General features: G+C 65.7%; 14 protein-coding genes. 3 read left to right on the top strand and 11 right to left on the bottom strand.

Going from position 1 to position 14,187, the window contains the following annotated elements; all coding sequences use genetic code 11:
* Positions 1-4: 4 nt before the first annotated feature.
* Complete coding sequence (locus tag SB749_RS16520; protein ID WP_410711251.1) at positions 5-628, bottom strand: TetR/AcrR family transcriptional regulator; 624 nt, start codon at positions 626-628, stop codon at positions 5-7.
* The gene (locus SB749_RS16515; RefSeq protein WP_410711250.1) at positions 625-2,667 is read right to left on the bottom strand and encodes an FAD-dependent oxidoreductase; all 2,043 of its coding nucleotides are present in this window, start codon (positions 2,665-2,667) and stop codon (positions 625-627) included. Before SB749_RS16515 ends, SB749_RS16520 begins: the two co-directional genes overlap by 4 nt.
* Between SB749_RS16515 and SB749_RS16510 the strand changes: the two genes are divergently transcribed.
* Positions 2,666-3,535, top strand: coding sequence for a class I SAM-dependent methyltransferase (locus tag SB749_RS16510; RefSeq protein ID WP_410711249.1), 870 nt, complete (start codon positions 2,666-2,668; stop codon positions 3,533-3,535). The two genes, SB749_RS16515 and SB749_RS16510, sit on opposite strands and share 2 nt — an antisense overlap.
* A gap of 75 nt (positions 3,536-3,610) precedes the next feature.
* Here the strand turns inward: SB749_RS16510 and SB749_RS16505 are convergent, their stop codons facing one another.
* Complete coding sequence (locus tag SB749_RS16505) at positions 3,611-4,489, bottom strand: neutral zinc metallopeptidase (protein WP_410711248.1); 879 nt, start codon at positions 4,487-4,489, stop codon at positions 3,611-3,613.
* A 68-nt stretch (positions 4,490-4,557) separates the two neighbouring features.
* On the opposite strand from SB749_RS16505, the gene SB749_RS16500 reads away from it, so the two are divergent.
* Entirely contained in the window at positions 4,558-5,838 is a 1,281-nt protein-coding gene (locus SB749_RS16500; RefSeq protein WP_410711247.1) for a heparan-alpha-glucosaminide N-acetyltransferase domain-containing protein, read from the top strand.
* Here the strand turns inward: SB749_RS16500 and SB749_RS16495 are convergent.
* The 6 genes from SB749_RS16495 to SB749_RS16470 form a co-directional block, all read right to left on the bottom strand.
* Positions 5,801-6,259, bottom strand: coding sequence for a tetratricopeptide repeat protein (locus SB749_RS16495; RefSeq protein WP_410711246.1), 459 nt, complete (start codon positions 6,257-6,259; stop codon positions 5,801-5,803). The genes SB749_RS16500 and SB749_RS16495 overlap by 38 nt on opposite strands.
* Positions 6,259-7,005, bottom strand: coding sequence for a 4-hydroxy-tetrahydrodipicolinate reductase (gene dapB / locus SB749_RS16490; RefSeq protein ID WP_410711245.1), 747 nt, complete (start codon positions 7,003-7,005; stop codon positions 6,259-6,261). The genes SB749_RS16495 and dapB overlap by 1 nt, the downstream gene beginning before the upstream one ends.
* A gap of 222 nt (positions 7,006-7,227) precedes the next feature.
* The gene (locus tag SB749_RS16485) at positions 7,228-7,797 is read right to left on the bottom strand and encodes a GNAT family N-acetyltransferase (protein WP_410711244.1); all 570 of its coding nucleotides are present in this window, start codon (positions 7,795-7,797) and stop codon (positions 7,228-7,230) included.
* A gap of 134 nt (positions 7,798-7,931) precedes the next feature.
* Positions 7,932-8,558, bottom strand: a complete 627-nt coding sequence (locus tag SB749_RS16480) for a superoxide dismutase (protein WP_039210893.1) — start codon at positions 8,556-8,558, stop codon at positions 7,932-7,934.
* A 202-nt stretch (positions 8,559-8,760) separates the two neighbouring features.
* The gene (locus SB749_RS16475) at positions 8,761-10,392 is read right to left on the bottom strand and encodes a thiamine pyrophosphate-binding protein (RefSeq protein WP_410711243.1); all 1,632 of its coding nucleotides are present in this window, start codon (positions 10,390-10,392) and stop codon (positions 8,761-8,763) included.
* Between the two features lie 49 nt (positions 10,393-10,441).
* Positions 10,442-11,596, bottom strand: coding sequence for a Glu/Leu/Phe/Val dehydrogenase dimerization domain-containing protein (locus tag SB749_RS16470; RefSeq protein ID WP_410711242.1), 1,155 nt, complete (start codon positions 11,594-11,596; stop codon positions 10,442-10,444).
* 84 nt (positions 11,597-11,680) lie between these two features.
* Here SB749_RS16470 and SB749_RS16465 point away from each other — a divergent pair, with 84 nt between their 5' ends.
* Entirely contained in the window at positions 11,681-12,139 is a 459-nt protein-coding gene (locus SB749_RS16465; RefSeq protein WP_410711241.1) for an SDR family oxidoreductase, read from the top strand.
* 22 nt (positions 12,140-12,161) lie between these two features.
* Here SB749_RS16465 and SB749_RS16460 read toward each other — a convergent pair whose 3' ends face one another.
* Both SB749_RS16460 and SB749_RS16455 read right to left on the bottom strand, forming a co-directional pair.
* The gene (locus SB749_RS16460; protein WP_410711240.1) at positions 12,162-12,824 is read right to left on the bottom strand and encodes a TetR/AcrR family transcriptional regulator; all 663 of its coding nucleotides are present in this window, start codon (positions 12,822-12,824) and stop codon (positions 12,162-12,164) included.
* A gap of 77 nt (positions 12,825-12,901) precedes the next feature.
* Positions 12,902-14,173, bottom strand: coding sequence for a M16 family metallopeptidase (locus tag SB749_RS16455; protein ID WP_410711239.1), 1,272 nt, complete (start codon positions 14,171-14,173; stop codon positions 12,902-12,904).
* Positions 14,174-14,187: the final 14 nt, after the last annotated feature.

The following is a 14,187-nucleotide window of genomic DNA, read 5'->3' as shown; positions in this document are numbered from 1 at the left end:
CCTCTCAGCCTTCGAGCAGGCGGTCAGCGGTTTCGATGAGGATCCGCGTCATCGTGCGCGGTTCCGGTCCATGGCCGGCGACGATGGCGAGATCGAAGCCGTCGATGATCGCGATGAACGTGTCGACCACCTCGGCGGCGGTGAGTTCGAAGAGTCCGAATTCGGCCCTCTCAAGCCCATCGTCGACGATCGTCCGAAACAGTTTCCGCCACCCGTCGAACACGGCGTCGACGCAGTTCTGCAGGCCTTCGTCGGTGCGCGCGGCAGTGACGAGTTCGAGCCAGATCCGTGATCGCTGCTCGTGCATGCCCACACCGTGGATGGCTGCGAACGCGTCGTGGAGACGATAGCGAGCCATCCGACCGCGGGGGTCATCGCCGGGTTTCGACATCTGTTCGAGGTGCAGCAGGACTGTGGCCGTGTGGAAGGAGAACGACTGGGCCAGCAGTTCGTCCCGGGACTCGAAGTAGTACTGAACTGTGCCGATCGACATTCCAGTCGCTCTCGCCACGTCCCCGAGCCGGACGGCAGCGGGTCCGCGAGCGACGATCGCGTCGAGAGTCGCTTGGATGATCGCGAACTTCTTCGCTTCGGCCTGCTCGGGCGGCTGTGTCGGGCGCGGGCTCATGATGAGACCGCCTGTTCTCCTGTGGCCGGTTCCCTTGGTGGCCGGTGGCCGGCGCGTTCACCTGGGGCCAGCTGGGTGGCCGCGGTCAGTCCTTCGTAGACGGCCTCTTCGACCGTGCGCGGAGCCAGGGCGTCGCCGATCACCGTCACCGAGGCGGCTCCGAAGTCGAGGTCGACCGTTACCGATCGCGGGGCTCCGGAGACGATCGTCGCGGCGACATCGTCGACCTCGTGCACGACCTCGCAGAGGGTGGACTGCAGGTAACCGGTGTCGGCATCGACTCCGACGAGGCGGGCGTCATTGACGAACTCGAAGCGACCGGTCCGCAGCGCTTGGGCCACGAGCAGGGTGCGCGTGTACTGCTGGATCGCGGCGCCGGCGAAGTTCGCCGCCGTCGCGAGAACCACGTGCCGCCCGGCCTCGGCCAGACGCAGGGCGATGCCGAGGCCGATCCAGTCACCCTTCCAGTCCGTGACGAGCACGCGGCCGGGCGGAAGATCCGGGGTCTCCCGCAGATAGTCGCGAGCCCCGATGACGAGCGCATCGTCGGCGACTTCGAGGGCAGGCATGCGCTGTTCGGCTCCCGTGGCGATGATGACGTGGTCGGGGGCCACCTCGGCGATGAGGTTCTGGGTGGCCGGTGCGGAGGTGCGGATGTCGACGCCGGCGCGGGCCGCCTCGGCGGTAAGGTTCGTCGCCGCTCCCCCGAATTCGGATCGATACGGCAGCTCCTGAGCCAGCAGCACCGCCCCGCCGAGGTGGGGCTCCTTTTCGCACAGGACGACGTCATCGCCCTGTTCGGCGGCAATCGCGGCGGCCTTGAGTCCGGCCGGTCCCCCGCCGATGACGAGGACTCGGTCGCGGGTGCGCACTGTTGGTCGGGGAAGGAAGGTGAGCTCCCGGCCTGATTCGGGGTATTGAATGCATGAGATCGGCACGCCCTGTTGGAAGTGGCCGATGCAGGCTTGGTTGCAGCCGATGCAGGCGCGGATCTCATCGACTCGGTCGGCCCGGGATTTGTTCGCGATCTCGGGGTCGCAGATCATCGCACGGGTCATGATCGCCATATCGGTGCGGCCCTCGGCGATCGCGGTTTCGGCTTCGTGGGGCTGGTTGATGCGGCCGGCGACCATGACGGTCTTGTCGGTGATCTTCTTGACCTGCTCGGACAGGTTCGCGGCGTAGCCGGGGTCGATCTGCATCGAGGGCACGATGTGGACGGCACCTTGCAGGGTGGAGGAATCGCCGGCGGTGATCGAGAAGTAGTCGAGGCAGTCGACGCCGTCGGCGGTCAGGGTGTCGAGGTGTTCGATGAGGTCGAGGATCTCGGTGGCGACGAGGCCGTCCTCGGTCTTCTCCTCACCGGAGATCCGCACGCCCACCACGACATCTGGGCCGACTGACTGACGGACGGTCTGGGCCGCCTCGGCGAGGAAACGGCGGCGGTTCTCAGGGCTGCCGCCGTAGTCGTCGGTGCGGGTGTTGACGGCGGGGTTGAAGAATTGGATGGGCAGGTAGCCGTGGCTGGCGACGATCTCGACGCCGTCGATTCCGGAGTCGGCGATGCGTTTCGCGGCGTGTCCGTAGCCGGCGATGATGTCGCGGACCTCGGCGGTGGTCAGGGTTTCGGGGACGACTTTGAAGCGTTCCTGCGGTTCGTCGCTCGGGGCCTTAGCGCGGGGTGCCATGCCGCGTTCACCGTCCATGACTTCGCGGCCGGGGTGGAAGAGCTGAGCGAAGATCGTGGCTCCGTGGCGGTGGACCGCCTCGGCGACGTTCTGGTATCCGGGGACGGAGGATTCGTCGGTGGCCATGAGGACGTGGCTGGTATAGCGGGCGGTTTCGTGGACGCCGGAGACCTGGAGGACGATGAGTCCGGCCCCGCCTTTCGCGCGGGCCTCATGGTAGGCGACGAGGTCAGCACCGATGTGGCCGTGATCGTCGAGGACGGTGTCATGGCCGGAGGAGACGATGCGGTTGCGGATCGTCGAGGAGCCGATGGTGATGGGGTCGAAGAGGTGCGGGAACAGCTGTGACATGATCGTCCTTGATCAGATCGTCGGGATCGTCCGACGTGTTCGTTCGGACGGGGTGCCTCAGTTATTCATATCACCGTATGACGAACTGCGGCAAGGGGTCGGCTCAGGTCAATCGACTGCTTGGCTAGCTTCCTGCAGTTACCCTGAAGCTATGCCTGACGCCTGCTTTTCACATCCTCGACTTGCACAGGTCTATGACCCCCTTGATCCTGACCGATCCGATCTGGACACGTATGCGAACTTGGTCGTCGAGTTCGGAGCGGAAGCTGTGCTCGATGTCGGGTGCGGCACTGGTGAGTTCATCGCTCGGCTCGTCGACATGGAAGTCAGGGCTCTCGGCGTCGATCCTGCTGCAGCCTCCCTACGCGTCGCAGAGTCCAAACTGACACCTGGTTCAGCAGAGCTTGTCATCGGCACAGTTTCCGCCCTGGCTGGGGACAACGCTCTGAGAAACTCCTTCGATATGGCAACGATGACCGCGAATGTCGCACAGGTCTTCCTCGACGACGATGAGTGGCTCTCCACATTGCGCACGATCCGTCGGTGCCTTCGTTCCGGGGGAAGGTTGGTGTTCGAAACACGCGATCCAGCGGACCAAGCTTGGGAGCGGTGGACCAAAGAAGCGACTCACCGCACCGTCGACCTGGGAGATTTGGGCGAGGTCGAGGAGTGGATCGAGACGACGAATGTGGAAGGTGAGTTCGTCACCTTCGTATCACCAACGATCTTCCACCTTGACGGAGAACGCATCGATTCGACGTCCACACTGCGGTTCAGACCAAATTCTGTGCTCGAACAGACTTTATCGGAAGCAGGATTCACCGAGGTCGAGATTCACGATCTCCCCTACGCTCCCGGCCGCGGATAACTGTTCATCGCCATTGCCGGTTCCTGATGATGCCGACGGCCGAAGTCGGGTCGTCACAGTTCACGATCTTTCGCATCAGAGCTGATCACCGGACACAGAGAAGGTGTCGCAGCTGTTCAACCCTTCGTTGTATCCGGTGGTGAACCATTTCTGACGCTGCTTGCTCGAGCCGTGGGTGAATGATTCAGGGTTGACGAAGCCCGACTGCTCTTGGATGTGGTCGTCGCCGACGACGAAGGCCGCGTTGAGGGCATCGTCAAGCTGTTCTTTTGTGGGCTCTTCCAGGTACGGAGTGCCGTTGTCGTCGGTGAGTGTGGTGACATTGCCCAGCCAGGCGCCGGCGTAGCAGTCGGCTTGGAGTTCGGTGCGCACGCCGTTGCTCTCCGGACCTGTGCCGTTGTTCGGGTGCTCGCTCATCACGCCGGTGATGTTCTGGATGTGGTGACCCCATTCATGGCCGACGATATAGAGCTGGGCGAGCTCATCGGCCGAAGCACCGTACTGCTGACGCAGAATGTCGAAGAAGCTCGGGTCGATGTAGACGCCCTGGTCGGCCGGGCAGTAGAAGGGTCCGACCTGGTTCGATGCGGTCCCGCAGCCGGTCGACGTCTGACCGTCGACCAGTGTCATCGCCGGTGGTTCGTAGCCGTCGACCTGCTGTGCCCAGTAGTCGTCGAGGACGACCTGCGCTCCGGCCATTCGGCAGTCGATGTTCGTATTCGCGTCCTCGCCCGTATCGCACTGGGACATGCTCGTCCCACTGGACTGGTTCTGACCGCCGTCGTCCGGGGTGATTCCGCCCATCAGTCCGGTGACGTCAACACCGAGCAGCGGTCCGATGAGGAAGACGAGCAGGCCGACGATGCCCACGCCGCCACCGCCGACGATCGCGGTGTTGCGACCGCGTTTGCTCGTGCTGTTGCCGCTGATATCGGCGTTCGGGTTGAAGGTCATGGCATAAAGATACCCCGGGAGCGTACGCGGGAGAGCGTGCAGATGTGAAGTCGTGTGAGAATCGTTCCATGAGCTCTCACCCGGCGGAACCTCACCGAGCGCACGACGCGGACTCCACGGCCACCTCGGCGAGGGTTGCCCGTCGGCTCGGCCCCGACGGTCGGCTCATCGGACTCGATGTCGCACGCGGGATCGCGCTCTTGGCGATGATGGTCACGCACATCTTCGCCCTCGGCGACGAAACGGGGATGCCGACCTGGGCGGCGGTCTTCGCCGGTCGCGCCTCGGCGCTGTTCGCGGTCCTCGCCGGCTGTTCTCTGGTGCTCTCGACCCGATCCCGGATGGCGGTGTCGGGACGGTTGCGCGATGCGGCACCGAGCGTGCTCATCCGGGCGGCGGCCATCGTCCTCATCGGGCTCTGCCTCGGGTCGATCTCCGGACTGCTCGCGGTCATCCTCGTCAACTACGGGATCATGTTCGCCCTCGCCCTGTTCTTCCTGCGGTTGCGCGCGGGGGCGCTGTTCGCGATCGCCGGGGTCTGGATGGTTGTCTCCCCCGTTGTCTCGATGTGGGTGCGTTCGACGTTCCTCCTCGAACCGAGCTACCTGCCGATGGGCTTCTTCGACTTCGCGACGCCGGGGACGATGCTCACCGACCTCTTCCTCACCGGCTATTACCCGGTGCTGCAGTGGCTGTCATACATTCTGCTCGGCATGGCCGTGGCGAAGCTCGACATCGGACGCCACCTGCTCGCACTGTTCACCACCGGGCTCGGATTCTTCGTCATCGGTCGCGGTGCCTCATGGATTCTGCTCAATGTCTTCGGTGGCGATGCCGCGCTCGTGGAAGTTTCGCAGATGTGGGGCACGGACCTCACAGCGGCACTGTTCACCGGCAGCTACGGGGTGACTCCGGCGACGTCGTGGTGGTGGCTGGCGATCGCGGGACCGCATTCGGGGACGCCGTTCGATCTTCTCTCCACCGGCGGAACCGCGGTGATGACGATCGCTGCGTGCCAGGCCGCAGCGGTGCTCTTGGGTCGCCGGTCATGGGTGCTCGCGCCGCTGTCGGCGCCGGGATCGATGCCGTTGAGCGTGTATTCGGCGCACGTCGTGCTGTTGGAGATCACGAGGTCTCAGATCGTCGGCGGCCCGTTGGAGGCATCCGCAACTGTTGGCGAGCAGACTCTCGAGTTCGTCATCCACGCGGCAACGTTCGTGCTGCTGCCTCTGCTATGGAAAGCATTTGTCAGCTTGCGCGGCCCGCTAGAAGGCGGAATCGCGGGCATCATCAGGGTGGCGTCGCCGGGACCTAAGCGCCCTGCTTCTGACCTTCCCGGAACAGGCTGATCGACTTGCGCATCGTGGCGCGCGCCCGTTTGCGGTCGCCGCTGGCGTCGTAGGCGCACGAGAGCCGGAACCAGGACCGCCAGTCCTCGGGGGCGGCCTCGGCTTCGGCCTGGTACTTCACGAATTCCTTGTCGGCGGCCTCGCGGATGATCTTCCCGCCCGGTGTCCTGGCCAGGTCGTCGACGGGCAGTCCGCCTTCCTTCCCGAGGATGCGCGCGAGCTTCTCCGTGCGGGCGCCGAAGACGAGTTCAACGATGAGCGTCCATGCGCCGATGATGGGCAGGACGAACAGGGCGATGCCCATGATCTTGGGGATCATCGCGGGTTCGCGGACGAGGATCCACGCCCTCTGTCCCATGAGGACGAAGTAGAAGACGAGGACGACGGAGACGATGATCGCTCCGATCTTGGCCTTCGACATCAGAGGTCGAGCATGTTCTCGAGGCCGTGGATGAGCCCCGTGTAATCGGCGATGGACCGCACGGCGGTGACGATGCCGGGCATGAACGCCGAGGTGGAGTGCGAGTCCGTGCGGATGGTCAGGGCCTCTCCGTCGGACCCGAAGAGGATCTCTTCGTGGGCGTTCATGCCCTGCTGACGGATGGCGTGGACGTGGATTCCGTCGATGACGGCGCCGCGTGCACCCTGCGGATCGGATTCGGTGGAGTCGGGAACGGCGGGCAGTCCGGCGGCGTTGCGTGCCGCAGCGATGCGCTGGGCCGTGTGGTTCGCCGTGCCGGACGGGGCGTCGAGTTTGCGGGTGTGGTGGATCTCGACGACTTCGGCCGAGTCGAAGTAGGGTGCGGCGAGTTCGGCGAAGCGCATGGCCAGGACGGCACCGATCGAGAAGTTCGGGGCGATGAGCACCGCGGTCTCCGGGTGGTCCTTGAGTGTGGCTTCGAGGCGGGCCAGACGGTCGTTGTCCCAGCCGGTGGTGCCGACGACGGTGTCGATGCCGTTCTCGACGAGGAAGGTGACATTGTCCTCGGTGGATTTGGGCACGGTCAGTTCAACGGCGACGTCGATGTTCTGCTCGATCAGGGTCTCCAGCGAATCGCTGCTGCCGAGTGCGGCGACGAGTTCGAGTCCTTCGGCGTCATTGATCGCATCGACGGCGTGGGATCCCATCCGCCCCTTGGCTCCGATGACGGCTACGCGAATGCTCATATGCTGCTGACTCCTTGTGCGATGATCCCTGCGAGGTGTGCCTGTCGGGCCGAGACGGAACGACCGGAACGATCTCCGCCAGTCAGTCTAGCGACCCTCGCCGGATCTCTTCACATCCAGTGACCATCCGAACACTCCCAATTACTACCTGACGGCGGCCCAGCAACCTGGCGCGAGGTATCTGGGCCGCCGTCAGGTAGTTCTGGAGGGGACGGTGCGGGGTCAACGAGGTGGGTCGAACGGTACGCGCGGTCCACGGTGCCGCGGGTCTCCACTCAGCCGAGCGCAGACCTCGGCGTCGTATCTGATGCCGTCGTAAAGGAGTTTCTTTCGTTCGCGGCCTTCGACGATGAAGCCCGCATTCCTGGCGACTGCGGCCGAAGCCGGGTTGCTCACCCGGTAGCCGAGTTCGAGCCGGTAGATCCCGAGTTCGTCGTGGAGGAGATCGACGAGGCTGCGCAGCGCCGCCGACACCACGCCATGGCCGCGGGCCTCGGCCACCGACCAACAGGAGATCCACGCGCTCGAGTGGCGGCGTTCGATCCCGGGGGCCATGACGTTTCCAAGGATTCGTCGGCCTGAACGATCAGCATCGCCAACGATCGGCCGAGCGCAGAGGTCACCGGCATCCTCGGCGTCGGTGATGGTCTCCAGCCATGTCCGGGCACCACCGATCGTACGGTCGTCGGGGATGTTGCTCAGCAGTGCTTCGTCGGCCCGCTTGTACACCTCAGCCAACGCCTCGGCGTCGCCCGAGGCACCTGCCTGCCACGGTCTGAGCATTGCGTTCATCCGGCCGCCTTATCCGCGGTTGGGGGCCCAGCCGCCGGTCGGCCAGCGCTCGTTCTGGACTCTCAAACAACCTGACGGCGGCCCAGCTACCTCGCGCGAGGTTGCTGGGCCGCCGTCAGGTAGCAATTGGGGTGTCAGCCGAGGAGGAGGCCCTTGGTCTGAGCGACTGCGCGGTCGAAGCGTGCGCCGGCGTCGGCCCAGTTGACGATGTTCCACCAAGCCTTGACGTAGTCGGGCTTGACGTTCTGGTAGTCGAGGTAGAAGGCGTGCTCCCACATGTCGAGCTGCAGAACCGGGGTGCCGCCGAGCTGGATGTCGGACTGCTGGTCCTTGAGCTGCTCGATGAAGAGGTTTCCGCCGAGCTGGTCGTAGACGAGGACGGCCCAGCCGGAGCCCTGGATCGTGGTGGCCGCGGTGGTGAAGTGCTCGCGGAACTTGTCGAACGAACCGAACTGGTCGTCGATGGCTGCGGCGAGTTCACCGACCGGCTTGTCTCCACCGTCCGGGGACATGTTGTTCCAGAAGATCGAGTGGTTGACGTGACCGCCCAGGTTGAACGCGAGGTCGCGCGTCAGCTTCGGCACAGCGGCGAGGTTGCCGGATTCGCGAGCTTCGGCCAGCTGCTCAACGGCGGTGTTGGCGCCCTTGACGTAGGTGGCGTGGTGCTTGTCGTGGTGCAGCTCCATGATGCGAGCCGAGATGTGCGGCTCAAGAGCGGAGTAGTCGTAGGGCAGTTCCGGAAGTGTGTACTGCTCAGCCATGAGATTCCTCCTGATCAGATTTGATGACCACCACATCGGTGGCTTCATTTCGACCCTATCCCAGGGTCTCATCTCGAACAACAAGAGCCCCTCGGGTCCTATTCCATAACACGCGAAAAGAACGGCAAACCTGTCCTCACGCGCCCGATCCGAGGATTCCACCGCCCCGATGTCCCGAATCCTGAGACACCGAACAGATCATTCACCCCGGAAGCATGGCCTCACCCGCCCGCGATCGTTCGAAGATGTGGATGAGGGTCGGGCCCGCGTGGCCATCCGCCTCGTAGAGGGCCGCCAGCAGCGCCTCCTCACCGTCGACATGGACCCCGCGGGCGCCCATTGCCCTGGCCAGGGCCGGGAAGTCCGGACCGGTGAGGACGACTCCGGAGGGTTCGTCGCCGCGGTCGGACATTTCGTTGCGGATCTCCCCGTAGCCGCCGTTGTCGACGATGACGAGGGTGACCTGCACCTGCGCCTGCACGGCTGCCGCGAGCTCGGCGATCGTGAACATCGATCCGCCGTCGCCTTCGATCGCGATGACCCGCGCCGAGGCGGTCGCGAGCTTCGCGCCGATCCCTGCCGGCAGCCCGTACCCGAGCGTCCCGGCCCCGGCCGGGTAGAGGAACCGGTCCCCCGCTCTGGCCGACCACCCGGTCTGCACACCGTAGTAGCAGGCCATCGTCGAATCCGCCGCGACGATCACGGGCGAGTCCGCCGCGGCGGTGAAGGAGTTGAGTGCACCGCACAGGTCCGCCCAGGGGCGACCCGAAATTTCGGCCGCCGAGGTGGCCGCCGCCTTCTTCTGCTCCGCCCAGTCCGCGGTCGCCCGGGTGGTCGCCTCGGACCTGCGCGACCGGAGCACATCGACCAGCTGGGTCGCCGCCGTTGCCGCGTCGGCGAGGATCGGATGGGTGACCTCGCCGTTCGTGAGCATCTGGACTTCGTCGATGTCGATGCGCACGACCGTCTCGGGCAGAGGCAACGGTTCGGGCCAGAAGTCGCTCGGTGCCAGTTCGGTGCCGATGGCGATGACGGCGTCGGCGCCGGCGAGCAGCTCGGGCAGGGAGTCGAGGACTCCGACGGCCCCGAGGCACAGCGGTTCGCTGTCGTCGATGATGCCCTTCGCATTCGAGGACAGGATGATCCCGGCACCCAGTGTCTCAGCCAGCTCGAGGAGCGCTGGACCGGCCGATCGGGCTCCGGCACCGGCGATGATGAGCGGTCGCTGGGACTCTGCGACCGCCTCGGCGGCGGTGTCCACGGCGTGCGGATCGGCGGTCGGAAGGGGACGGACGATCGAGGGGTGGAGGCTGCCGGGGCCGGTGGCTTCGATGAGGTCGAGGGGGATCTCAATGGCGGCGGGTCGGGTGCGTCCGGCACGCATGGCCGTCAGGGTCTGTCCGACGGCCAGCGATATCTCGCCGGGGCTGGTGACGCGGTGGACCTCGGTGAGGACGGCCCGAAGTGCGGCCGTCTGGTCGCGGACTTCGTGGAGAAGTCCGTTGCCGCGGCCCGGATGGGTCAGCGGCATTCCGGGACAGATGAGGAGCACGGGTATCGAATCGGTGAAGGACTGGAGCAGCGCGGTGAGTGCATTGAGCACGGCGGGGCCCGTGGTCGTGACGACGACGTTGATCTCGCTGGTGCTCCGGGCCGCACCGTCGGCCATATAGCCGGCGCCCTGTTCGTGACGTGGGGAGACGATGTCGATTCCGTGTGCGCTCAGTTGGGCGAAGATCTCGAGATTGTGGGTGCCGGGGATGCCGAAGACTCGCGTGATGCCTTCGGCTTTGAGCGCTCTGGCCAGATGGGCGCCGCCGGTGAGTTCGACCATGGAAGTTCCTTAGCTTGAGTGGTCTCGGTTCGAGTGGTGACGTCTGTGCTCAGTGATCGCCGGCGTGGAGTTCGGCGAGATTCGCATCGACCTTCGCCTGCGCGGCCGCACGCGGGCTGATGCCATGGTCGCGAGCGGCGGTGAGGACCTCGGTGGTGAGCTCGCGCAGGGTCGTCGTGACGATGGTGCGGCTGTCCTCCCAGCTGCCGTCGACGTCACCGAAGGTCACCCACCACCACCAGGCGTTCGTCGCCGAGTTCGCGAGGAAGTCCGGGATGACGGTGACGCCGCGGTCCAGCAGCGTCTCTTCGGCGGCGGGCAGGACGGGCATGTTCGCAGCCTCGACGATGAGTGAGACGGTGATGCGGTCGCAGTTGTCCGGGGTGATGGAGTAGCTCACCGCCGCGGGGACGAGGACATCGGCATCGGCAGCGAGCCAGTCGTCACGATCGCCGACCTGATCCTCCGGGCGCAGTGCTCCGCGGTCGATACCCCCGAACTGGTCACGGGTCGCCAGCAGCGCTTCGACGTCGAGCCCGGCAGGATTGGACACGAACCCGTCGGCGTCGGCGATGCCGACGATGCGCAGTCCCGCCTCGGCGAGATAGCGGGCGGTGGCTCCGCCCATGGAGCCGAATCCCTGGATGACCGCGGTGGATTCGCTGGGGTCGCGGCCGGCGTCGTGCAGGGCAGCGATCACCGAGGTGGCCACACCGAGGCCGCCGACGAGTTCGTCCTGAGCGACGCCGTCGACCACGGCGGAGAAGGCCTTGGCCGCGCGGGCCTCGACGGCGGCCGGATCGTCGACGAGCTTGTTGACGGCGGAGAGCCCCGAGCCGAGTTCGCGGCGGGCGAGGATCTCGTCGATGTCGTCCTGGCGGACGCCGAGGTCTTCGCCGAGAGCCCAGTAGGCGTGCATGATCGGGTTGATGTCGACGAGGAAGCGTTCGAGGACGTCCTTGGCTCCGGGTGCGCGGGGGTCGAAGTCGATTCCGCCCTTGGCTCCGCCGACGGGCACATAGTGTCGGCCCTGGCGGAGGTGGATGGCTTCCTTGCGGGTCATCCCCTGGGCGAGCCCGCGCACTTCTTCGAGGGTGCAGCCTCTGCGCATGCGCAGACCGCCCGAAGCGGTGCCGCGCACGAGGGTGTCGATGACGACGTACCCGTATGCGCCGGTGTCCGGATCCTGCCAAGTGATGTCCATGAACATGGGACTCCCAAAAGATCGGCGGCTCAAGACTCTTACTGAACCGCTATTCAGTAAGGCGTGTGACTCCAGTCTGTCCGGGTGAGGGCCACCACGTCAAGGCCGCTAGGATCGAAGCATGCCGACAGCTTCGACCGCCACATGGCCGTCAACGCACGCGCGTCGCTGCTGCTCATCGCGGCGTTCGCGAGGCAGACCGGCGAGTCGGGAGGCGCTATCGTCGCCTTCACCAGCGATCACGCCACGGGAAATCTGCCCTATGGAGCGTCGAAGGGCGCACTCGATCGCATCGTCATCTCCTCCGCTGCACGGGAACTCGGGCCGAAGAGGATTTCGGCGAACGTCGTCAATCCTGGGCCGATCGATACGGGCTGGATGGACGATGAGACGAGAGCCGGGCTGGTCCCCTATCAGCCGCTCGGCCGTATGGGCACTCCTCGCGACATCGCCGGAGTCACAGCATTTCTGCTCTCCGATGAGGGCCGGTGGATCAGCGGTCAGCTGCTCTCTGCCGACGGCGGGTTCTCCGCCCGCTACTGAATTGAGCGCACGGCATTCGGCCTCAGTGAAGTTCGCGGGTGAGGAAGTCGTCGACCCAGGTGTTCAGCACCTCAGTGTCAACGGTCTCAGAGTTGACCATCAGCTGGATCGCTAGTCCGTCGAGAAAGGCGAGGATCCGGGTCGCACATGCCTCGGTGCCCCCGTCAGGTGCCGGGGACTCCCCCGCCGCGACGGCCTCGTCCATGAGGCGCACGAGAATCGACTTCCACTCGCGGTCGAGAGCGGCGAACGTCGACCGCAGAGCATCATCGAAGAGCCCAGCCGACCAGCCGTCGATCCAGATCTTCCAGCTGCGTGAGGATCCGCTGGGCAGGTACCAGCCGACGACGTCCCGCAACCGTCCGAGGGCCGTAGATCGTCCCCTCGCCGAGGCGGCTACCGTCGTGTGATCTTCACCGCCGTCGTCTGGTGCGTCCGTCCCCGCCGATGCGGTCCCAGCCGCCATCTCCCGCGCTCGATCGATATCTTGCCGCCCGGCGAAGTCGAAGGCCTCGGCGACGAGGGCTTCCTTCGTTTCGAAGTGGTAGATGACGAGACTGGCGCTCAGACCCAGACGTGCGGCGACGTCGGAGACGCGCAGCGCGCGCAGACCTGTTGCCTCGATCTCCTCAACCGTGGCCGCCAGGATCTCCTCCCGGCGGACCGCTGCACTCTTCCTCGCCACCTCGCCTGTCTCCCTTCACGTTCCTGCCGGCCCGCATCCCGCGCCCGAGGACCGAAGCCCCGAACGCGGAGACGCGCTCAGGGCAGTTCGACCTCGGCGGTCGGTCCGACCAGGGCCAGTGCCTTGGGCCGCGACAGCAGCCGTCCGGCCATCTCGCTGACGTCCTCGGCGGTGACCGAGCGGACGCGTTCAATGAGGTCCATCGGCGATTCGAGCGGCAGCCCGAAGATCTCCGACCGCGCAAGACGATTCATCCGCGCGGCAGAGGACTCGAGTCCGAGCACCATCGACCCCGACAGCTGGGACACGATCTCGTCGAGCTCGAACTGGCTCGGCGTCTCCTGTGCCAACCGATCCCATTCGCTCACGGCCAGATCCACGACGGCCTGAGCGTTCTCGGCCGTGCAGCCGGCATAGATGCCGAAGGTGCCGGTATCCGTGAACTGGCTGGCGACGCAGTTCACGGCATAGGCCAGTCCGCGCTCCTCGCGCACGCTCTGGAACAGCCGCGACGACATTCCGCCGCCGAGCATCGTGAGCATGACCGAGTAGATGAACCGGTCGTCGTCGCCTTCCGGCAGGCCTTCGCAGCCGAGCATGATGCCCAGCTGTTCGATGTCTTTGACGGTGTGCGACTTCCCGGATTGGAACTCCGGACGCACCCGTGCGGCCCCACCGAGGTGCGAGCCCTTCGCCACCGAGGCGGCGTCCCCGGCCCCCGCGCCCGACCAGACGTCGGCACGGGACCCGAGCCCCGCCTCGGCGAGAGCATCCTCAACCATCGCGAGGACCTCTTCATGGGTCGCCCCGCCCGCGGCAGCGATGACCAGACGAGGCGGAATATACGTCGACTGATAATGGTCGATGACCGTGTGGTGGCCGAGCACGCGGATCTGATCCTTCGTCGCACCCACGGGCCGGGCCAGCGAATGCGAGCCGAAGACCAGGGAATCGAAGTCGTCGAAGAGGACGTCTCCGGGATCATCGGCGGACATGGCGAGCTCTTCGATGATGACACCGCGCTCGCGTTCGAACTCCTCGACGTCGAGCTGGGAGTTCGAGACCATATCGACGAGCAGGCCGGTGATGTTCGGCAGATCCGTCACGAGGCACCGGGAGTAGTAGCAGGTGAGCTCCTTGGCGGTGATCGCATTCGAATCCCCGCCGGTGCGGTCGAAGGCCGCGGCGATGGTCTTCGCATCGCGGCTGCCGGTGCCTTTGAACAGCATGTGCTCGAGGAAATGCGTCGAGCCGGCGGTCTCGGCGGATTCGTCACGGGACCCGGCCGCGACCCAGATCCCGATCGTCTCCGAAGCCAGACCCGGCATGTGTTCGGTGGTCAGCGTCAAACCACCGGGGAGGA

This window comes from Brevibacterium sp. SIMBA_078, assembly GCF_046534565.1.
In the GTDB taxonomy this organism is placed as follows: domain Bacteria; phylum Actinomycetota; class Actinomycetes; order Actinomycetales; family Brevibacteriaceae; genus Brevibacterium.
Note: the sequence above shows the minus strand (reverse complement) of the source record. Positions and strands in the feature narration are given on the sequence as shown.

What these genes read in the sequence shown, in the direction of transcription:
- SB749_RS16500 (WP_410711247.1), top strand. Translation starts at nt 4,558, where the DNA reads ATGAGCTCTCACCCGGCGGAACCTCACCGAGCGCACGACGCGGACTCC.
- SB749_RS16485 (WP_410711244.1), bottom strand. Translation starts at nt 7,797, where the DNA reads ATGAACGCAATGCTCAGACCGTGGCAGGCAGGTGCCTCGGGCGACGCC.
- SB749_RS16515 (WP_410711250.1), bottom strand. Translation starts at nt 2,667, where the DNA reads ATGTCACAGCTGTTCCCGCACCTCTTCGACCCCATCACCATCGGCTCC.
- SB749_RS16495 (WP_410711246.1), bottom strand. Translation starts at nt 6,259, where the DNA reads ATGTCGAAGGCCAAGATCGGAGCGATCATCGTCTCCGTCGTCCTCGTC.
- dapB (WP_410711245.1), bottom strand. Translation starts at nt 7,005, where the DNA reads ATGAGCATTCGCGTAGCCGTCATCGGAGCCAAGGGGCGGATGGGATCC.
- SB749_RS16470 (WP_410711242.1), bottom strand. Translation starts at nt 11,596, where the DNA reads ATGGACATCACTTGGCAGGATCCGGACACCGGCGCATACGGGTACGTC.
- SB749_RS16520 (WP_410711251.1), bottom strand. Translation starts at nt 628, where the DNA reads ATGAGCCCGCGCCCGACACAGCCGCCCGAGCAGGCCGAAGCGAAGAAG.
- SB749_RS16505 (WP_410711248.1), bottom strand. Translation starts at nt 4,489, where the DNA reads ATGACCTTCAACCCGAACGCCGATATCAGCGGCAACAGCACGAGCAAA.
- SB749_RS16475 (WP_410711243.1), bottom strand. Translation starts at nt 10,392, where the DNA reads ATGGTCGAACTCACCGGCGGCGCCCATCTGGCCAGAGCGCTCAAAGCC.
- SB749_RS16480 (WP_039210893.1), bottom strand. Translation starts at nt 8,558, where the DNA reads ATGGCTGAGCAGTACACACTTCCGGAACTGCCCTACGACTACTCCGCT.
- SB749_RS16510 (WP_410711249.1), top strand. Translation starts at nt 2,666, where the DNA reads ATGATCGTCCTTGATCAGATCGTCGGGATCGTCCGACGTGTTCGTTCG.